This is a genomic window from Nocardia violaceofusca NBRC 14427 (genome assembly GCF_963869435.1).
GTDB classification, from domain to species: domain Bacteria; phylum Actinomycetota; class Actinomycetes; order Mycobacteriales; family Mycobacteriaceae; genus Nocardia; species Nocardia aobensis.
Genome location: NZ_CAWMPM010000020.1, coordinates 1 through 19,993 on the forward strand (window position 1 = coordinate 1; position 19,993 = coordinate 19,993).

The window sequence follows — 19,993 nt, forward strand, 5'->3', positions numbered from 1 at the left end:
CCGTGGACTGCGCGGCGGCGCGGCGGCGTTCGCAGGCGCCACCCACGACCACCAGCACCACACCGGCCGCGAACCACAGCGCCAGACTCGCGATCCGGCCGCCGAGGCCGCCGTTGCCGTCGAAGTAGAGCAGGCTGCGGGCGCCCTCGACGAAGCCCGCGCCGTTCCAGAACGAGTGCAGGGCACCGAAGAAGCCGTTCTGCAGTTCGGGTCGGTAGATGCCACCGGAGGTGGTGAAGTTCAGCATCACGAACAGCACCATCATCGCGAGCGTGGTCCAGCGCTTCAGGAACGGGTGCAGGCCGATACCGATGAAGAGGATGCCCGCGGCGTACAACCAGCCCATCGCCCAGACCGAGGCGTAGTCGTGGTCGACGACGTGGAAGACCGGGCCGGCCAGCACGATGCCGATCACACTCACGACGAACGAGGTGGCCACCGCGGTCAGCGCCCGCACGGCCATGCGGGTGCCCGCGCCGGCGACACTGATCGCGGCGACGCTGCCGTAGGCGCCGATGCTGAGCGCGACGAGGACGAAGAACAGGCCCTGTCCGGTCGGATCGCCCGAGGCGGTGGGCGCGATATCGGTCGTGCGCAGCGGCAGATTCTGCTGGGCGGTCACGGCGCCGAACACCGTCTCGACGGCCATGGCGGTGGTATCCGAATTCGCCTCGGCGACAAGCAGTTCGGGGGATTGCGCGTCGGAGACGAAGGCGCCGGCCAGATCGCGGTGCCGCAACCTGTTCACGGCGTCGGCGCGGTCGGCGATCGTGACGACGTCGAGCGCGTCGCCGGCCCGGTCCTTCAGCGTCTGTGCCATCACCTTGACCTGGGGGCTGTCGCCGACGATCGCGACCTGCACATGGTGGGGTTCGGGCTGGTGGAAGGCGCCCAGGTAGGCCAGGCCCATGCCCAGGCACATCAGCAACGGGGTCAGCAGATGCCCGGCCATGTGCCGAAGCTGGTGCAGGGACATGATCGTCACTCCAAAGGTTGGTAAATACAACTATCGTTTGTTGTACTATACAACCATGAAGGGGTTGCAGCCATACCCGTCCCGCAGTGTGGCGATTCAGACAATCCAGCGCGAGCTCACCGCGTTCGCCCGTCGGGCCCGCGGGCGTGCCGCCGAACTACATCCGGAACTACCGCTGGTGGCCTACAGCATTCTCGATCTGGTGATCGCGCGCGACGGCTGCCTCGCCGCCGAACTGGCCGAGTATTTCGTGCTCGACAAGTCCACGATGAGCAGACAGGTAGCGGCGCTGGAGAAGCAGGGCTACCTCGTCAAGGAGGTCGACCCGGCCAACCGCCGCAACCACGTCCTGCACGCCACGCCGGAGGGCCGGCGCGTCGCGGCCGACTCGGAGCGGGCGCGCAGTGCCGCGGTGAACGAACGCTTCCGCGACTGGGACGACCATGACGTCGCCCGGCTCGCCGCCTATCTGGAGCGCTACAACGCGGCGGACGGCGGCTGAACGCCGCCGTTCGTCGACGCCCGTCCCCGGAGGTGGCGGGTGCGGATCTCCGCCGCGACAATCGTCGCGGCGCTCAGCGCCTCACTCGTTGCACAGATCGCGCAGCAGCGGCCCGTACTGGGGGTGGCTGAGCGCGGAGGCGAACTGGGCGACCAGATAGTCCGCCGGATTGCCCGTGTCGTACCAGCGGCCGCGGATCACCTGTCCGTAGACCGGGTTCGAGGCGGCGAACACGTTGATGGCGTCGGTCAGATACACCTCGCCGGTGTGGTGGGTGTACCACTGGTCGACCTGCTTGCGCAGCTCGTCGACGATGCCGGGGGTGACGACGTATCCGCCGATCGCGGCATAGGCCGAGGGCGCGTCCTCCGGCTTCGGCTTCTCCCGCAGCCCGCTGATGCGCATGAGGCCGGGCTCGTAGGAATCCTCGACCACCGGCACGCCGTAACGCTGGGAGTCGGCGGGATCCATCGGCATCAACGCCAGCACCGGCGAGCCGGTCTTGTTGTAGGCGTCGATGAGCTGCTGCGCACGCGGCACCTCGGCGACGAAGACGTCGTCGGGCCACAGCACCAGCATCGGCTCGTCGCCCAGCGCGCGGGCGGCGTTGAGCACCGGCGTGCCGTTGCCGTAGGGGCCGTGCTGGTCCAGATAGGTGATGTGGCCGAGCCGGCCGAGTTCGCCGACCTCTTCCACGGCGTCGGCATAGGCGGCCTTACCGTCGGCGCGCAGCTGCGCCACCAATGCCGGATTGGGACGGAAATGGTCCTGGATCAGGGACTTCCCGCCGCTCACCACGATCGTGATATCGGTGATGCCGGAAGCTACCAGCTCCCGCACGGTGTGCTCGATCACCGGTTTGTCGCCGACCGGCAGCATCTCCTTGGGGATGGCCTTGGTCAGCGGCAGCAGGCGGGAGCCGATGCCGGCGGCTGGGATCACTGCCTTGCGGATGGTCATGAACCGATCATCACACACTTCCGCTGCCGGATATGTCGGTCCCCACGCGTAGATTTCCGGGTATGCACTCTGCCCCCGACGCGGCTACCGGCCGTCTCGTGCCTGGTCAGCGGGCATCCGCCGGGGTCGATGCGGGTGCCGGGGGCGGGTCGGCAGTGCATCTGCACGCACAGGAACCCGACAGCAATTTCGGAGCCGACACGGTGGTGGCGCGGCGCTGGGTGCTGCATATCGATATGGATGCCTTCTTCGCCTCGGTCGAACAGTTGACTCGTCCGACATTGCGCGGCCGGCCCGTACTCGTCGGCGGGATGGGCGGCCGCGGCGTGGTCGCGGGCGCCAGCTACGAGGCGCGGGTCTTCGGCGCCCGGTCGGCGATGCCCATGCATCAGGCGCGCCGGCTGGTCGGCGTCACCGCGGTGGTGATCCCGCCGCGCGGGGTGGTCTACGGCGAAGTCAGCGGGCAGGTCTTCGAAACCCTGCGGTCGTGGATTCCGGTGCTCGAGACGCTGTCGTTCGACGAGGCGTTCGGTGAGCCCGCCGAACTCGCCGGGGCGAACGCGGCGCAGGTGCGCGAATTCTGCGAGCAGCTGCGGCAATCGGTGCGGGAGCGAACCGGGCTGGTGGCCTCCGTCGGCGCCGGCACCGGCAAACAATTGGCCAAGATCGCGTCGGGACTCGCGAAACCCGATGGGGTGCGGGTGATTTCACCGGCCGAACAGCAGGCGCTGCTGGCCGGGCTGCCGGTGCGCAAACTGTGGGGGATCGGGCCGGTGGCCGAACACCGGCTGCGTTCGGTGGGCATCGAAACCGTCGGCGCGTTCGCGGCCCTGCCCGAACCGGAGGCGGCGTCGCTGCTGGGTGGCAGTGCCGGCGCGGCGTTGCACCGGCTCGCCCGCGGTATCGACGAACGACCGGTCGCCGAGCGAGCCGAGGCCAAACAGATCAGCGCCGAAACCACTTACGAGACCGACATCGTCACGCTGGCGCAGCTGCGTCCGGCGATCGAGGCGATGGCCGAGGCCGCGCACCGGCGGCTGCTGCGCGACGGCCGCGCGGCCCGCACGGTGGTCCTGAAATTGAAGAAGAGCGATATGAGCATCGTGACGCGCTCGCTCACCCTGCCCTACGCCACCACCGATCCGGCCACGCTCACCGCGGCGGCCCAGCGCTCGGCCATCGATCCCGTCGAATTGGGCTCGATTCGGTTGGTGGGCGTGGGATTCGGTGGTTTGTCGGCGGTGCGGCAGGAATCGCTGTTCCCCGAGCTGGATCGCGACACCGGCGCGGTGGGCGACGCGGTCTTCGAGGAACCGATCGCCGGGCCGGTGCCGGCGGATGAGCCGGTCGTGCCGCCGCCGACCCGCTCCTACACCACCGAGTTCTGGTATCCCGGACGCGATGTCGGCCATCCCCGGTATGGTCACGGCTGGGTACAGGGCAGCGGGCACGGGCGGGTCACCGTCCGATTCGAGACCCGCTCGACAGGGCCGGGCCCGGCGTATACGTTCGCTGCCGACGATGACGATCTCACCCCGGCCGATCCGCTCCTTAGTCTTCGTTGAAATTTGGCGGGTAGCGTGAGGCCACTCGTGCACTGCCGCCGGTCGGGTGGGAGCTGTCACGTGAACGGAACCAGACCAACTCGAACGCAAAGGACGAGCATTGAAGCTTCAGATGACTGGACGCATCGCGGTCGCCACCCTGGCTGTCGTGGCTGCGCTCGGCATGTCTGCCTGCGGCAGCGGTGACAAGCACTCGAGCCACAAGTCCACCACGACCAAGGCCGCCGCCACCTCGGCCGCCAACGTGCCGCCGGTGCCCACGGTCGCCGATCTGAACTCGGAGTTGGCGCAGGCGCTGGACCCGGGCGTGCCGGCCGCGCAGAAGGCCCAGTGGCTCGAGGACGGCCAGGACGCCCTGGCCAAGGATCCCGAGATGATGCAGAAGCTGACCGACGCGTACCAGCAGAACAACGCCAAGATCAACGTCACCGATGTGGCGTATCTCGGCGGCGACACGCTGACCGCGAAGGTGGACTTCTCCGTCAACGGCGGTGCGCCGACCAAGGCCGACGTGCCGTTCGTCGCCCAGGACAACAGCTGGAAGCTGCAGAAGAGCTGGGCCTGCGCCGGCCTGAAGAACCTGGGCCAGCAGTCGCCCGCGTGCGAGTAGTTCTCGTCGTACCGGCCCGGGCCGGCGTTCCGCGCGGAACGCCGGCCCGAGTCGTTCCCAGCGTGATGACCAGGCACGATGACGAGGCGCTGGGTCGTGACGGACGCACAACGAAACTAAACAAAGACTGAGAAAGGTCGGACGACTTCGTTCGTTCCGGAGGCCCCGCGCTAGCATCTGCCTCCGTGACCGACACGATGGTGAGGGCGGACGACACGCCCGCGGCAGGACAGGGACACCGGGTCGACCGGTCACGACTCGCTCGCTGGGCCCAGCCGATCGCGCTGATCGCCGGACTCCTGGGCGCCCTCTGCGCCATCGCGGTACCGCTGTTGCCGGTGCAGGTCGACCACACCACCCTGTCGTGGCCGCAGCAGGGCTCGACCCGCGGCATCGACGCGCCGCTGGTCTCCTACGCACCGCTGACCTTCGACGCCACCGTCCCGTGCGCGGCGCTCGCACAGCTGCCCGCGGAGGGCTCCACACTGACCGCGACCATGCCGTCCGGCGCCCCGGACCTGGAGCGATACGGTTTCGTCGCGCGGGTCCGGCCCGGAACCGACGGTAAGCCCGGCCAGTTCGAAGCGGTGCTGCGCAACCAGTCCCTGGCCAGTGTGCCGGTGGACCGGCTCGGCGGCGACTGCGCCTTCACCGTGCATTCCGAAATCTCGCACACCACAGCCACTTTCACCGGCGCCGATGTGAAACCGGTGACACTGCAGGGAGATTGGCGCCCGCAGCTGGTGGGCGTGTACAGCGACCTGTCCCGGGCCGCCGGAACCAGCGTCACCGCCCAGGTCGACAGCCGATTCTCGGTGGTGCCCACCGTGCTCAAGCGGATCGCGACCGTGCTGGCGGTGGCGTTCACCCTCATCGCGCTTGCCGCGCTGTTCCGCCTGGACCGGCTCGACGGCCGCCGCATCCGGCGTTGGCTGCCGCAGCGGTGGTGGAGCTTCGGCCCGGTCGACGCCGTGGTCCTGGGCGGACTGGTGATCTGGCATTTCATCGGCTCGACCACCTCCGACGACGGCTATCAGTTCGGCATGGCGCGCGCGTCGCTGGTGTCGGGATATATGGCGAACTACTTCCGGTTCTTCGGCGTGCCCGAAAACCCGGTCGGCACACCGCCGTACGACATCATCGCGCATATGACCGAGATCAGTACCGCGAGTCCGTGGATGCGGATTCCGACGCTGTTGGCCGGTGTGGTGACCTGGCTGGCGCTGAGCCGGGAGGTGATTCCGCGGCTCGGTGTGGCGGTGCGTCACGACCGGGTGGCGGTGTGGACCGGCGCGCTGATCTTCCTGGCGGTCTGGCTGCCCTACAACAACGGTCTGCGACCGGAACCCGTGATCGCGGTCTGTGTGCTGCTCACCTGGTGTTTCGTCGAACGCGCCATCGCGACCCGGCGCCTGCTGCCGTACGCGATCGCGATCCTGGTGGCGGCGTTCAGTTTCACCGCGGCGCCCTCGGGCGTGATCTGTGTGGCGCCGCTGCTGGCCGGTATGCGATCGGTGTTCCGCTTCGGCAGCGCCCGGGCGCGCGAGCTGGCCGCCGATCCGCAGACAGGGGAACATCGCTCCCGCTGGGCCGTGCTGTACGGCTACGGTTCCCTGCTCGCGCCGCTGGCGGCGGCCGGAGCCTTGGTGCTGGCCTTCGCGTTCTCGGTGCAGCCGCTCTCGGCGATGTTCGAGATGCGCCGCGTGCACACCGCGGTCGGCCCGTCCGACCCCTGGTACAACGACTACCTGAACTATCAGTGGCTGTTCATGCCGACCGCCGACGGTTCGATCGGGCGCCGCTTCGGCATGGTGGCGATGTGGCTGGGCCTGCTGGTCTGCGTGTTCGTCCTGCTGCGCAAGGGCGGGCGCATCCCGTTCACCGCGGGCGGGCCGGCGCGGCGGCTGCTCGGCATCACCTTCGCGTCGATGCTGCTCATGGCCACCACGCCCACCAAATTCACCCACCACAACGGCGTGTACGCCGGACTCGCGGGTGCGGTGGCGGTGCTGACCGCGGTCGCGGTCGGCCCGCGGGTGATGCGCTCACCGCGCAACCGGGCGTTGTTCGGCGCCGTGGTCGCCTTGGTGATGGCGCAGATCTTCACCAGCGTCAACGAATGGTGGTACGTGTCCAGCTACGGCATTCCGTGGTGGGACAAGCCGCCCTCGATCCACGGCTTCGGGCTGAGCAAGCTCTTCCTCGCCGTGGCCGTGGTGCTGCTGGCGCTGGCCGGATGGTGGCATGTGCGCGCACCGGAACCCGGTACGCCGCACCGGATTTCGCGCCCGGCGTGGCGGTGGGCGAAGATTCCGCCGCTGACCGTGGCCGCGGCGCTGCTGGTGGTGTTCGAGATGGCCTCGTTCGCCAAGGGCGCGGTCGCCCAGTATCCGGCGTTCTCGCTGGCCCGCTCCAATGTGGATGCGGTACTGGGTGAACCGTGCGGACTGGCCAACGACGTACTCGTCGAAACCGATCCCAACGCCTCGATGCTGGCGCCGCTGACGGGTGATCCGCAGACGACGTTCACCGCCGGCGCCACCGGATTCGTGCCCAACGGGGTCGGCGATCTGACCCCGGAGGGGGAGCCGACCAACAGCAGCAGTATCTCCAGCGCCTTCGACAGCGGGAAGAACCAGGGCGAGGCCGGCACCCAGACCGCCGGTGCGCCACTGCCGTACGGCCTGGACTCGGCCACCACCCCGGAACTGGGCACCGCCGGCCAGCAGGATCCGGCCGAACTCACCACCGGCTGGTACCGGCTGCCCCCGGCCGCCGAGCGCACCGGGATCGTGGCGATCACCGCGGCCGGGCGCATCCGCTCGATCGACAAGGACGGTGTGGTCACCCCCGGCCAGCGGGTCGAGATCGAATACGGCACCAGCGATTCACCGGCCGCGGCGCATCCGCTGGGCTCGGTGATCCCCGTCGATATCGGGCCGACGCCGTCGTGGCGCAACCTGCGGGTGCCGTTCGGTCAGATCCCGCCGCAGGCCGATGTGATCCGCATCGTCGCCCAGGACAGCAGCCGCGATCCCAACCAGTGGCTGGCGCTGACACCGCCACGCGTCCCGCGCACCACGACCCTGCAGGACATGGTGGGCTCGCACAGTCCGGTACTGCTGGACTGGGCGGTGGGACTGCAGTTCCCGTGCCAGCGGCCCTACGACCACCGCGACGGGATCGCGCAGGTTCCCAACTGGCGCATCCTGCCCGATCGCACCGCCGCACACGACACCACACTGTGGGAGAGCCACGACGGCGGCGGCCCGCTGGGCTGGAGCCAGCAGTTGCTGAGCTCGCAGACCCTGGCCACCTATCTGAAGGACGACTGGCGCCGGGACTGGGGTGAGCTACAGCGGCTGACCCCGCGCGACACCTCCGCGACCGCCGCGGTGCCCACGGTGACCCGGGAGACCCACGGCGGCATGTGGAATCCGGGCCACATCAACACCGCCTGGGGCTGAATCGACACCGCCCGGGGCTGAATCGACACCGCCCGGGGCTGAGGACGCTAGGGTCCGGCGGCGCGTTCCAGTCGCCGGACCTGTTTGGCCGTGAGGTCCTGCAGCGAGGCCGGATCCACTTGCGCCGGTGAGGTTTCCGCGATCTGCACCACACTGCTGCCGACGACGGCGATCGTGGCCGCGGAATACAGCGACATACCGCCGCTGGTGGTGCGGATCTGGAACGAGGTCGACACCGAACCTGCCTTCGGCTGATCGAGCCCGCCCAGCCGGTAGTCGACGGAGGTGCCGTCGGCGTCGGTGCCGGAATAGCCGCGGCAGTCGCGCAGCAGCTTCTGTGCCGCCGCGAACGCCTGCGCCGCATTGCCGTCGGCATAGCTGGCGATATCGATATCGATACTGGCGAAATTGGGCGACGAGTAGTGCACCGCGCCGCGGGCGGACGGCCCGCTGTACAGATCACCCACGGGCGCGAGCACTTTCGCGCATTCGGCCGGATCGGTGCGGGAGCGGTCCGGCGGTGTCTGCCCGTTACCCGGTGCGGTGTCCTCAAGCTGGGTGAAACCAGGGGGAAGGTCGGCCGGGGTGAGCAACCGCGCCCGCAGCGCATCGGAATCGGTGACGGCCGGGGCGGTGATGGGCGGCACGGTCGCCGTCGCGGGCAGCGCCGGCAGCGAATCGTCGTGATGTCCGCACGCGCTCACCCCGACGACGACGCCCGCGAGGACGACCGCGGCGCGATTCACTCGCCCCATCGCACCTGCGTCCGGACGTCCTGGCGCAGCAGCACATCGGTGTGCGGATCGCGGTAGCACTGATTGCCGCCGATGGTGATCGCGCCCGACACCGGAAGCGGCAGGCCGAGATCCACGGTGATGGTGCCCGCGCCGTGCATCAGGTAGTCGATGATGTCGAGGTCACCGGAGTCGTTGGGCAACTGCCAGGTGGCCGACTTGGGCGTCTGCGTGATGTCGAGGGCGATGGTCAGCAGATTGCCGTCGCGCTTGGTGAGCGTCGCGGTCGTCATCTGGTCCAGCGGAACCACACCCGAGACGCGTTGATGGACCGTCCACACCGCCCCCTCGCCGACCGCGTCGGCGGGGAAGGCGATCGCCTCGTACACCGCCTGGTAGAAGGCCTGTTCGATGGCGGCGCGGGCGGTGTCGGGCGTCGACGGGGCGGGTGCCATCCGCAGCGCGGTGACGGCGCCGAGATCGGTGAACTCGATGCCGGCGTGGGATCCGTCGGCCGCCAGCAGTTGCTGATCCAGGGCCGGGTCCGGTGACGTGGCCGTGCCGAGGACGAGGTCCACGCCGTCGGCCTTCGCGTCCGCGGTCAGCGGAATCGTCACCGACGGCGGCGAGAAGTCCCGCACCGCCTGATCGTTGATCTGTTGTTCGACATGGTGGTCGGTGCGCAGGGTCACCTGCTGGGACGTGCCGGGCCGGACGGCCGGGCGCAGCGGAGCGTGCGGTTCCTCGCCCGGAGTGACCAGGGTGGCGACCGCGGCGGAGATCGGCAGGGTGACCTCCTTGCCGAAACCCGACGGCTCCACCTCGGCGTCGCTGGTGGCCTCGGTCCCGTCGCTGCAACCGACGCCGAGCGCGGACAGGGTCACCGCCAGTACCATCAACAGCACTCCCGAGCGCGCCGCACGCGGATTCGGGCCCCGGCCGGACGCACCCGCGGGGCGCAGACCGGTTACCGAGGCGCAGGAGTGGGAAGACAACACCGTCACGCCGATCAGGGTACGACCGGTTCCTGAAAAACAGCTTTGACTCCGGCCCGGCCACGTGCCGGGTGACGGCACCGCGAACCGGTGGTGACGTGATAAGGAATGATGGCTAGCTGTGAATACGGACCGGCCGCGTGAGCAGCACCTCGACGATCCCGACGAACCCCCGCGCGCGTCCGCGGCGGATCGGGGCGCCGATCGCGACGACGAATCCGGCGCGCGCGACCACGGCGCGGGTTCCGCTCCGGCAGCGGGCGGCTCGGACTCGGCAGCTCAGGAGGGGCCCGCGTCGGACCGCAGCGGCGGGGACGAGACCGCGAGCGCCGCTGGAACCGGTGCGGATTCGGCGGCCGCGCGGATGTCCGGCGCCCCGGCGGCGTTCCCGCGCCGCCTGCCGTGGCTGCTGCTGATCGCGGCCGTCGTGCTGGCCGTGGATCTGGGCACCAAGGCCCTGGTGGTGGCGAAGATGACGCCCGGCGAACCGATTTCGATCATCGGCGACGTGGTGCGGCTGACCCTGATCCGCAATTCCGGCGCGGCGTTCTCGATGGCCACGGGCATGACCTGGCTGCTGACCCTGATCGCGGTCGCCGTCGTGATCGGGGTGATCCGTATCGGCCGCACCCTGCGCTCGCTGAACTGGGCGATCGGTCTCGGCCTGGTTCTCGGTGGTGCGCTGGGCAATCTGGTGGACCGGCTGTTCCGTTCGCCCGGCCCGCTGCAGGGGCATGTGATCGACTTCATCGCCGTCACCAAATGGTGGCCGGTGTTCAACGTCGCCGATTCCTCGATCGTGTGCGGCGCGATTCTGCTGGTGGTGCTGACGGTGTTCGGTTTCGAACCCGACGGCACCCGCGCCGGCCACGACGATGACGGGAAGGCGGGCGAATGAGAGAGACACGAGCCATGCCGATCCCCGACGGCCTGGACGGCATGCGGGTCGACGCCGGACTCTCGCGGCTGCTGGGCCTGTCGCGGACCGCGGTCGCCGCATTGGCCGAGGACGGTTCGGTGCAGATCGACGGCACCGCGGCCGGGAAGTCCGATCGGCTCGTGGCCGGAGCCTGGCTGGAAGTGGAGTTCCCCGAACCGAAACGAGAACTCACCGTCGAGGCCACCCCGGTCGAGGGGATGAAGATCCTCTACGCCGACGACGACATCGTCGCGGTCGACAAACCGGTCGGCGTCGCCGCGCACACCGGAGTCGGCTGGTCGGGTCCCACCGTGGTGGGCGGGCTGGCCGCGATGGGCTACCGCATCTCCACCTCCGGCGCGCACGAACGCCAGGGCATCGTGCACCGGCTCGACGTCGGCACCTCCGGGGTCATGGTCGTGGCGCAGTCCGAGCACGCCTACACGGTGCTGAAGCGGGCCTTCAAACAACGCACGGTCGACAAGCGGTATCACGCGCTGGTGCAGGGACATCCGGATCCGTCCAGCGGAACCATCGACGCCCCGATCGGGCGGGCCCGCGGTAACGACTGGAAATTCGCGGTCACCGCCGACGGCCGGCCCAGTGTCACCCATTACGACACCGTCGAGGCGTTCCAGGCCGCGAGCCTGCTCGACATCCATCTGGAAACCGGGCGCACCCATCAGATCCGCGTGCATTTCTCCGCGATCCGCCACCCCTGCTGCGGTGATCTCACCTACGGCGCCGATCCGCGGCTGGCCGAGCGGCTGGGTCTGCAGCGGCAGTGGTTGCACGCGCGCAGTCTCGGCTTCGCCCATCCCGCCGACGGCCGCTGGATCGAGATCACCAGCGACTACCCCGACGATCTGGAGCATGCCCTGGATGTGCTGCGCACGGTGTGACGGATGCGTGCGGTGAACGAGAAGTGGCGCGCCGCAGCCGGTTTCGTGGTCGTGGTGGTGCTGCTGATCGCCATCGTCGCGTTGGGCTGGGCGCGGCCGCCGCGCGCGTCGATCCTCGGCACCGACCGGCTCGGGCCGGACTCCGGCGAACGCGTCGCCGGCTATCTCGAGCGCGCGCACGAGTCGCTGTCCGGCGCGGATACCGCGCCCCGCTGGGCCCTGGCGACCGCGAGCACCGGGCTGACCACCGACGCCGTCGTCGACATCGGTGCGGGACTGCGTATTTCGCAGGTGCTCTACCACGTTCCGATCGACCGCGTGTACACCCCGGTGATCGCGGTGCCGGTTCCGGCCGGGACCGCCGCGCTGCGTGCGGCGCAGTCTGCGGCCGCGGGCGCGATGGATCACGTGCAAGCCGACGACGACCGCACCCGGCGCCTCGCGGCGGTGCTGGCCGCGCGCCTGCACTCCGGCTGCGCCTGCGCAGTGAATCTGGTGGTCCGCGGCACCCTCGCCCAGTTGCGAGGGTTGGCCTCCCGCAGCGGGATTCGCAGTGTGCAGGCGCTGCCACCGGATGCCTCCGCGGGTGCGTTCGCGGTCTTGCCGCTCCTGCCCGGACACGTCGACGTCGTGGCGCCGGGACCCGACGACGGCCCGATCCCCGACCACTGAATCCGGACCGGCCCTGTCGGTGCCACCCGGCATAATCGAGGCAGGCGAGGGGAGAGGATGTGCCGGTGGATCGAGACGCGGGGCTGCGAGACAGGGCGCAGGGGGTGCTGCTGGGGACCGCCGCCGGTGACGCACTGGGCGCCGGTTACGAATTCACCCATCCGGCAGCGGATTCGGTGATCGAGATGCGCGGCGGTGGCTCACTGCGGTGGGAGCCGGGGGAGTGGACCGACGACACCGCGATGGCGGTCGGTGTCGCGCTGGCGGCCGCCGAACACGGTGCGCTGCACCACCCGGCGGGTTTGGACGCCGTCGCCCGCCAGTTCGTGCGCTGGTGGGACAGCCGCCCCAAGGACGTCGGCTATCAGACCAGTCAGGTGCTGCAGTGGCGCAGCTCGGACGCGGCCGATATGCGCCGCCGCTCCGTCGAACTCGACGGTCTCACCGGCGGCAACGGGTCGCTGATGCGCACCGCGCCGGTGGCCCTGTGTTATCTCGACGATCCGGACAACTGCGCCCGCGCCGCCCGGGCGGTGAGCGAACTCACCCACAGCGACGTGCGGGCCGGCGAGGCATGCGTGTTGTGGACGTGGGCGATCCGGCATGCCGTGCTCTACGGCGACTACGACGGCGTGCGCGGCGGCCTGGCCTTCGTGGACGCCGATTTCTGGGCCGCGCTGCTGGACGAGGCCGAATCCGGCACTCCCGCGGACTTTCCGAAGAACGGCTGGGTGGTGCACGCGCTGCAGACGGCGTGGTGGGCGATCACCCATACCGAATCCCTACCGGCCGCGCTGGAAGCGGCCGTGCGCGCGGGCGGCGATACCGATACCACCGCCGCCATCGCGGGCGGATTACTGGGCGCCCGCTGGGGCGCCTCGGCGATCCCACCGCAGTGGGTCGCGCTGCTGCACGGATATCCGCGGCTGCGCGGTGACGATCTGGTCGCGCTCACCCGCCGCATCGTCGATCGCTGAACCGCGCACCGCACCCGGCCGGATGCCGGATGGTTGCCCGTCTCGGGCCCCGGACCGGATGCCGTCCGATTCGCCGGAAACGCTCTAGGCTGTCGGACATGTCGATCACCGAGCAGCAAGCGCGCGCACCGGGTCTGACCGCGGCCGAGGTCGCACAGCGTGTTCGTGACGGGCAGACCAACGACGTGCCGGATCGTGCGAGCCGATCGGTTGCCGACATCGTCCGGGCCAATGTGTTCACCCGGATCAACGCCATCCTCGGCGTCCTGTTCGTGCTGGTCCTGGCCACCGGATCGATCATCGACGGCATGTTCGGCCTGCTGATCGTGGCCAACAGCGTGGTCGGCATCGTGCAGGAGCTGCGCGCCAAGCAGACCCTGGACAAACTCGCCATCGTCGGCCAGGCCAAGCCGGTCGTGCGCCGCGACGGCGCCGCCACCGAGGTCGGCCCGAAGGACGTGGTGCTCGACGATCTGATCGAACTGGGTCCCGGCGACCAGATCGTGGTCGACGGCGAGGTCGTCGAATGCGAACTGCTCGAGGTCGACGAATCCCTGCTCACCGGTGAGGCCGATCCGATCGACAAAACGGTCGGCGCGAAGGTGATGTCGGGTAGTTACGTGGTCGCCGGATCGGGCGCCTACCGGGCCACCAAGGTCGGCAAGGACGCCTATGCCGCGCAACTGGCCGACGAGGCGTCGAAATTCACCCTGGTCGACTCGGAACTGCGCAGCGGTATCGACACCATCCTCAAGGTGATCACCTACCTGCTGATTCCGGCGGGGTTGGTCACCATCTACAACCAGCTGTTCTCCAGCCACCAGAGCTGGCGGCACGCGCTCAACGGTATGGTCGCCGCGCTCGTCCCGATGGTGCCGGAGGGCCTGGTACTGATGACCTCGATCGCGTTCGCGGTCGGCGTCGTGCGGCTGGGGCAGCGCAAGTGCCTGGTCCAGGAGTTGCCGGCGATCGAGGGCCTGGCCCGGGTCGACGTGGTGTGCGCGGACAAGACCGGCACCCTCACCGAGAACGGGATGCGGCTGTCGGAGCTGCGGGTGGTCGGCGATGTTCCCGAACAGCGGTTGCGCTCGGTGCTGGCCGCGCTCGCCCACGACGATCCGCGTCCCAACGCCAGCGTGCTCGCCATCGCCGAGGCCATGACCGAGGATCCGGGCTGGTCGTCCACCGCGGTCGCGCCGTTCAGCTCGGCCAAGAAGTGGAGCGGTCTCTCCTACGGCGAGCACGGCAACTGGCTGCTCGGCGCACCGGACGTGCTGCTCGATCCCGATTCCGGCATCGCCGCCACCGCGCAGGACATCGGCGCGCAGGGTCTGCGGGTGCTGCTGCTGGCCTCCTCGGATCGGCCGGTCGACGATCCGGACGCGCCGGGCACGGTGACGCCGCAGGCGCTGGTGGTGCTGGAACAGAAGGTGCGCCCAGATGCGCGCGAAACACTGGATTACTTTGCCGGCCAGGACGTCTCGATCAAGGTGATCTCCGGCGACAACGCGGTGTCGGTGGGTGCGGTGGCGTCCTCGCTCGGCCTGCCCGGCGGTGACCATGCCGTCGACGCGCGCCGATTGCCCACCGCCCAGGGCGAATTGGCCGATGTGCTGGACCGCGAAACCACCTTCGGCCGCGTCCGCCCGGATCAGAAGCGGGCCATGGTGGGAGCGTTGCAGTCGCGCGGGCACACCGTCGCGATGACCGGCGACGGCGTCAACGACGTGCTGGCGCTCAAGGACGCCGATATCGGTGTCGCGATGGGGTCGGGCAGTCCGGCCACCCGCGCGGTCGCGCAGATCGTGTTGCTGGACAACCGTTTCGCCACCCTGCCGTACGTGGTGGGGGAGGGCCGGCGGGTGATCGGCAATATCGAGCGCGTCTCGAATCTGTTCCTCACCAAGACCGTGTACTCGGTCCTGCTGGCCTTCCTGGTCGGCGTGGCCGGCATCGGATCGCAGATTTTCGACTACGCCCCGCTGTCGTATCCGTTCTTGCCGCGTCACGTCACCATCGCCGCCTGGTTCACCATCGGCATCCCGGCCTTCATCCTCTCGCTGGCCCCCAACAACGAAAGGGCGCGAACGGGTTTCGTGCCGCGGGTGCTGCGGCTGGCGATCCCCTCCGGCACGGTGATCGGGGTGATGACCTTCATCGCCTACCTGATCGCCTATTGGAGCGCGGACCAGAGCCTGCCGACCGAGGCACGCGAGGTGCAGATCGGCACGACGGCGCTGATCACGCTGCTGGTGATCGCGGTGTGGGTGCTGGCGATCGTGGCGCGGCCGTGGAACTGGTGGAAGATCCTGCTCATCGCCGGTTCGGTCGCGGGCTATCTGATCCTGTTCACGGTGCCGTTCACCCGCCACTTCTTCAAACTCGACCCGTCGAACGCGGAGCTGACCGGGGTGGCATTCGCCTGCGGCGCCGTCGGCATCGTGCTGGTGGAGGTGGCGTGGTGGATCACCGCGATGGTGACCGGCGAACAGCGGCACCTGTTCCCGGATTCACCGGGCCGTAAGCCCCTGGGGCACAAGGACTGAGCCTCGACGGCGCGTCAACTGGTCGCATGGTATGGCGCGCCGTGAACGTCCTTGTGCCACGCATCGATTCGCAACGCGGGTACCTTCGGCAGTATGGAGGTCCTGCTGCATCAGATCGATGCGTTCGCGGATGCGCCCTTCACGGGTAATCCGGCGGCGGTGATGCCGCTGCTGGGCTGGTTGCCCGACGAGCTGCTGCAGCGGCTGGCCGAGGAGAACCGGCTGTCCGAGACGGCCTTCTACACCTCGGCGCTGCCGGTGGAGGCCGGTTTGCCGCCCGGTGACGGCCCGGCGTTCTGGCTGCGCTGGTTCACTCCGGCCACCGAGGTCGACCTGTGCGGGCACGCCACCCTCGCCACCGCGGCGCAGATCTTCGACGATATGCATCCCACCGCCGACCGGCTGCACTTCTTCACCCGCAGCGGCTGGCTCGGCGTCGAACGCGACGGCGCGGAGCTCGAGCTCGACCTGCCGCTGGTGGAATCGGTGGACACCGTCCCGGATCCGGATCTGATCGCGGCGCTCGGGGTGCGGCCGGTGCGGGTGCTGACCGGCCAGGACGAGGTGGTCGTGGTCGCCACCGAAGCCGAAGTGCGACGGGCTCGCCCCCGTTTCTCCGCTTTCCCGGCGCTGCGGCGCGGTGTGATCCTCACCGCGCCCGGCGAGCGCTGCGATTTCGTCTCCCGCTTCTTCGCCCCCGGCGTCGGCGTCGACGAGGACCCGGTCACCGGCTCGGCGCATGCCCAGCTGGCACCGCTGTGGGCCCGCGATCTCGGCCGCAGCGAATTATCGGCCCGCCAGTTGTCCGCGCGCACCGGCCGCTTGCGGTGCACGGTGAGTGGTTCCCGGGTGTTGCTGACCGGCCGCTGCCACCGCTACCTCGACGGCGTGGTCCGGCTGCCGCACGAGCAGACCCTGTCCCTTCCGCACTGACCAGAGCGCCGTCCGAAACCCGCTCGACAGATGTTGCCGGACGGAAGTAGCGTGCCGCACGTGCGGGTGCGTGGATCGGTGAGCGGTACGGAGGAGTTGTCCGGCGCGGGCGGCTCGGCGCGGCGGCGGTTCGGGCGGTCACTCACCGGCGGCGGGGTGGCGGTCGGCGCCGGGGCGTATCTGATCTGGGGAATGTTTCCCGCCTTCTTCGGATTGCTCGACTTCGCGGGGCCGGTGGAGATCCTGGCGCAGCGGATTCTGTGGACCCTGGTCGTGGTGCTGGCGTTGCTGCTCGCGGCCGGGCGGTTGCGCGAACTGGGGGCGATCGACGGCCGCACGTGGCGCTTGGCGGCGGTCGCCGCGGCGGCGATCTCGATCAACTGGGGCACCTACGTCTACGGCGTGACCTCGGGGCACGTGGTGGAATGCGCGCTCGGCTATTTCATCAACCCGCTGGTCACCGTCCTGTTCGGCGTGGTGTTGTTCCGGGAGCGGCTGGTGTGGCCGCAGTGGGTCGCGCTCGGGCTCGGCGGGGCCGCGGTGGTGGTGCTGACCGTCGACTACGGCAAGCCGCCGGTCATCGCGCTCGTCCTGGCCTGTTCGTTCGCCACCTACGGTCTGGTGAAGAAGGTGATCCGGCTCGACCCGATGCGCAGCGTCGCCGCCGAGGGCGTGGTGTCCGCGCCGTTCGCGCTGGCGGTCGTGATCGCGCTGGGCGTGCGCGGGGACGCCGAATTCGGGCACGGTGCCGGCCACACCGCCCTGATGGTCGCCACCGGACCGGTGACGCTGATCCCGCTGTTGCTGTTCGCCTTCGCGGCGTCGCGGGTGCCGCTGTCGACCATGGGGATTTTGCAATATCTCACTCCCGCACTGCAATTGGCGTGGGGCGTGCTGGTGGGCCACGAACCGATGCCGGCCTCGCGCTGGATCGGATTCGGGCTGATCTGGACGGCTCTGGCGGTCTTCACCGGGGACGCGCTGCGGCGATCCCGGCGCTTGGCACGGCGGGACCTGCTGGGTTAATGTCGGATTCGTGGCGATGCTCCCGTAGGCCGACGAGTACCGGTCCGGGGTCGGGATCGTCACTATCAGAGGAGAAATCCTGTCCATCCAGTTCAACCACACCATTGTCGGCTGTCGTGACAATCGGGAATCGGCGCAATTCTGGGCCGATATTCTGGGGTTGAGTGTGGGAACGCCGTGGGGCCCGTTCATTCCGGTCACCGTGCACAACGGCGTCACCTTCGACTTCGCCCGAGTACCGCCGCATATCACCGAGATTCAGCCGCAGCATTACGCCCTGCTGGTCTCCGAACCCGAATTCGACGCGGCCTACGCGAAGATCCGGGATCGCGGGCTGCCGTTCTGGGCCGATCCGCAGCAGAGCCGGGAAGGCGAGATCAACCACAACGACGGCGGTCGCGGAATCTATTTCCTCGACCCCAGCGGTCACTATATGGAATTGCTGACCGTACCGTACGGCGGTTGGCCCGCGGCGACCGGCGAACACCGGTAGTGCGTGACCGGCGGCCGAATTCGCTTCGGCCGCCGGCTTTTTCCGAAATCGAATTGTCAGGGCGAGACGGCGACACCCAGCGACAGTGCGGCGAACGTCTTCGGCGCCGGAGAATCGTAGAACCGATCCAGCTCGGTGATCTCGAAGCCGGCCTCGTCCAGTAATCCGCGAATGTCGCGGTTCAGGTGGCAGCCACCCGCGATCACCTGCTGGATCGGATCCAGCCGATGCTGCCAGCTGCGCACGTTCGCATCCGGCGCCAGACCGTGCTCGACGAAATGAAAAGTGGCGCCGGGCACCAGAACTCGTCGCACCTCTCGCAGCGCGACGGCGACATCCGGAATGGTGCACAGCGTCCACGTCGACAGCGCGCAGTCGAAACTGTTGTCCGCGAACGGCAATGCCTGACCATCCAGCCCGGCCCGCTCCACCGGCACCGGCGCGTCCGCGACCCGTTTCGCCGCCAGCCGCCACCCCAGATCCGCGGGTTCCACGGCGCTGACGCTACTCACCCCGGCGGGATAGAACGGCACGTTGCGTCCCGAGCCGAAACCGATCTCCACCACCCGGCCGCGCAACCCGGCGCACACCCGGCGGCGCAACCGCTCGTTGGCCGCCACTCCGCACACCCGATCGATCAACCGCGGCAGCACCCGCTCGCTGTAGATTCCCACCCCCTCACTGTGTCAAGTCGCTCTGCGCGCCGCTACCCGCCGGGGCACCGGGGGTGACGTATGCCGACGGCCGCAATTTGTCGGCTATGTCCCGAAAACGAGTAGTCGACTACGGGTGTTCGCGGCCCGGCGTCCTGAAATCATCGCCGAAGGTTGGCCGGGCAGCCGCGACGTCGTCGACATGACGACAGCAGTCTCACTCGTGACAGAGAAAGGTAGGAACGGAAATGACCACGGTTGTCGGCACTGCGTTGTACGGAATCAAGCCGGATGGCGATCTGCAATGGTATCGCCACGACGGCGTCCAGAGCGGCGGCGCCTATTGGACGGCAGGTGAGGGCGGAAAGAAGATCAGTGGCGGCTGGGACATCTACCCCACGGTATTCAGCGGCCGCGACAGCGGCGTGATCTACGCCGTCAAACCGGACGGTGATCTGCAGTGGTATCGCCATGACGGGTGGCAGGACGGCGGCGCCTATTGGACCGCCGGTGCGGGCGGCAACAGAATCAGCGGCGGCTGGGACATCTATCGCACGGTATTCAGCATCGGCCGCGGCGTGATCTACGGCCTCGCGCCGAACGGTGATCTGCAGTGGTACCGCCACGACGGCTGGGAGGACGGTACCGCCAGGTGGACCGCCGGTGCCGGCGGTAACCGGGTCAGTGGTGGCTGGGACATCTACGACACGGTGTTCGGCAGCTACCTCGGCGTGATCTACGGCATCAAGCCGAACGGTGATCTGCACTGGTATCGGCATGACGGCTGGGTGGACGGTACCGCCAGGTGGACCGCCGGTGCGGGCGGGATAAAGATCAGTGGTGGCTGGGACATCTACGACACGGTGTTCGCGGGCTACGACGGCGCGATCTACGGCATCAAGCCCAACGGTGATCTGCAGTGGTATCGCCACGCCGGCTGGCGGGACGGCACCGCCACGTGGCAGGACGGTGAAGGCGGGAAGAAGATCAGCGGTGGCTGGGACATCTACCGCACGGTGTTCAGCGGCGACACGTATCTCCACCTCGTCTGAGGCGCCGCCCG

At 69.0% G+C, this 19,993-nt stretch carries 18 protein-coding genes; 13 read left to right on the forward strand and 5 right to left on the reverse strand.

What is annotated here, in order from left to right; translation table 11 throughout:
* Nucleotides 1-976, reverse strand: a 976-nt coding sequence (locus tag AC5592_RS16390) for an ABC transporter permease (RefSeq protein ID WP_198163859.1), incomplete at its 3' end; no start/stop codon positions are given.
* Between the two features lie 55 nt (nt 977-1,031).
* Here AC5592_RS16390 and AC5592_RS16395 point away from each other — a divergent pair.
* A complete protein-coding gene (locus AC5592_RS16395; RefSeq protein ID WP_063064730.1) occupies nt 1,032-1,478 on the forward strand; it encodes a MarR family winged helix-turn-helix transcriptional regulator in 447 nt (148 codons plus the stop codon).
* 81 nt (nt 1,479-1,559) lie between these two features.
* Here the strand turns inward: AC5592_RS16395 and AC5592_RS16400 are convergent, their stop codons facing one another.
* Nucleotides 1,560-2,438: a UTP--glucose-1-phosphate uridylyltransferase gene (locus AC5592_RS16400; RefSeq protein WP_036500395.1), complete on the reverse strand. Its 879-nt coding sequence runs from the start codon at nt 2,436-2,438 to the stop codon at nt 1,560-1,562.
* Between the two features lie 236 nt (nt 2,439-2,674).
* Here AC5592_RS16400 and AC5592_RS16405 point away from each other — a divergent pair, with 236 nt between their 5' ends.
* The 3 genes from AC5592_RS16405 (at nt 2,675) to AC5592_RS16415 (ending at nt 8,080) form a co-directional block, all read left to right on the forward strand.
* Nucleotides 2,675-4,003 carry a DNA polymerase IV gene (locus AC5592_RS16405; RefSeq protein ID WP_232329394.1) on the forward strand — a complete coding sequence of 443 codons (1,329 nt, stop codon included), beginning with the start codon at nt 2,675-2,677 and terminating at the stop codon, nt 4,001-4,003.
* A 112-nt stretch (nt 4,004-4,115) separates the two neighbouring features.
* The gene (locus tag AC5592_RS16410) at nt 4,116-4,613 is read left to right on the forward strand and encodes a WKL family lipoprotein (protein ID WP_104363133.1); all 498 of its coding nucleotides are present in this window, start codon (nt 4,116-4,118) and stop codon (nt 4,611-4,613) included.
* A gap of 197 nt (nt 4,614-4,810) precedes the next feature.
* Nucleotides 4,811-8,080, forward strand: a complete 3,270-nt coding sequence (locus AC5592_RS16415) for an arabinosyltransferase domain-containing protein (protein WP_157121948.1) — start codon at nt 4,811-4,813, stop codon at nt 8,078-8,080.
* 47 nt (nt 8,081-8,127) lie between these two features.
* On the opposite strand, the gene AC5592_RS16420 is transcribed toward AC5592_RS16415, so the two are convergent.
* Both AC5592_RS16420 and AC5592_RS16425 read right to left on the reverse strand, forming a co-directional pair.
* Nucleotides 8,128-8,835 carry a sensor domain-containing protein gene (locus tag AC5592_RS16420; RefSeq protein WP_063920333.1) on the reverse strand — a complete coding sequence of 236 codons (708 nt, stop codon included), beginning with the start codon at nt 8,833-8,835 and terminating at the stop codon, nt 8,128-8,130.
* Nucleotides 8,823-9,818 carry a hypothetical protein gene (locus AC5592_RS16425; RefSeq protein ID WP_232329388.1) on the reverse strand — a complete coding sequence of 332 codons (996 nt, stop codon included), beginning with the start codon at nt 9,816-9,818 and terminating at the stop codon, nt 8,823-8,825. Before AC5592_RS16425 ends, AC5592_RS16420 begins: the two co-directional genes overlap by 13 nt.
* Nucleotides 9,819-10,173: 355 nt before the next feature.
* Here AC5592_RS16425 and lspA point away from each other — a divergent pair, with 355 nt between their 5' ends.
* From lspA to AC5592_RS16465, 8 genes are all read left to right on the forward strand, one after another.
* On the forward strand, nt 10,174-10,707 hold the full coding sequence (gene lspA / locus AC5592_RS16430) for a signal peptidase II (RefSeq protein ID WP_063920335.1): 534 nt from the start codon (nt 10,174-10,176) through the stop codon (nt 10,705-10,707).
* On the forward strand, nt 10,704-11,630 hold the full coding sequence (locus AC5592_RS16435) for an RluA family pseudouridine synthase (RefSeq protein WP_036500401.1): 927 nt from the start codon (nt 10,704-10,706) through the stop codon (nt 11,628-11,630). Before lspA ends, AC5592_RS16435 begins: the two co-directional genes overlap by 4 nt.
* A gap of 3 nt (nt 11,631-11,633) precedes the next feature.
* Nucleotides 11,634-12,302 (forward strand): hypothetical protein, encoded by a 669-nt coding sequence (locus AC5592_RS16440; protein WP_063064734.1) that lies wholly within the window; start codon nt 11,634-11,636, stop codon nt 12,300-12,302.
* A gap of 65 nt (nt 12,303-12,367) precedes the next feature.
* Nucleotides 12,368-13,279 (forward strand): ADP-ribosylglycohydrolase family protein, encoded by a 912-nt coding sequence (locus AC5592_RS16445; protein WP_063064760.1) that lies wholly within the window; start codon nt 12,368-12,370, stop codon nt 13,277-13,279.
* Nucleotides 13,280-13,377: 98 nt separating this feature from the next.
* The gene (locus tag AC5592_RS16450) at nt 13,378-15,825 is read left to right on the forward strand and encodes a cation-translocating P-type ATPase (protein WP_063064735.1); all 2,448 of its coding nucleotides are present in this window, start codon (nt 13,378-13,380) and stop codon (nt 15,823-15,825) included.
* A gap of 93 nt (nt 15,826-15,918) precedes the next feature.
* A complete protein-coding gene (locus tag AC5592_RS16455) occupies nt 15,919-16,758 on the forward strand; it encodes a PhzF family phenazine biosynthesis protein (protein WP_063064736.1) in 840 nt (279 codons plus the stop codon).
* 96 nt (nt 16,759-16,854) lie between these two features.
* Complete coding sequence (gene rarD / locus AC5592_RS16460; RefSeq protein ID WP_063064761.1) at nt 16,855-17,784, forward strand: EamA family transporter RarD; 930 nt, start codon at nt 16,855-16,857, stop codon at nt 17,782-17,784.
* 79 nt (nt 17,785-17,863) lie between these two features.
* Nucleotides 17,864-18,277 carry a VOC family protein gene (locus AC5592_RS16465; protein WP_063064737.1) on the forward strand — a complete coding sequence of 138 codons (414 nt, stop codon included), beginning with the start codon at nt 17,864-17,866 and terminating at the stop codon, nt 18,275-18,277.
* A gap of 56 nt (nt 18,278-18,333) precedes the next feature.
* Here AC5592_RS16465 and AC5592_RS16470 read toward each other — a convergent pair whose 3' ends face one another.
* On the reverse strand, nt 18,334-18,951 hold the full coding sequence (locus AC5592_RS16470) for a class I SAM-dependent methyltransferase (RefSeq protein ID WP_063064738.1): 618 nt from the start codon (nt 18,949-18,951) through the stop codon (nt 18,334-18,336).
* Between the two features lie 227 nt (nt 18,952-19,178).
* Between AC5592_RS16470 and AC5592_RS16475 the strand changes: the two genes are divergently transcribed.
* Complete coding sequence (locus AC5592_RS16475; RefSeq protein ID WP_063064739.1) at nt 19,179-19,982, forward strand: tachylectin-related carbohydrate-binding protein; 804 nt, start codon at nt 19,179-19,181, stop codon at nt 19,980-19,982.
* Nucleotides 19,983-19,993: the final 11 nt, after the last annotated feature.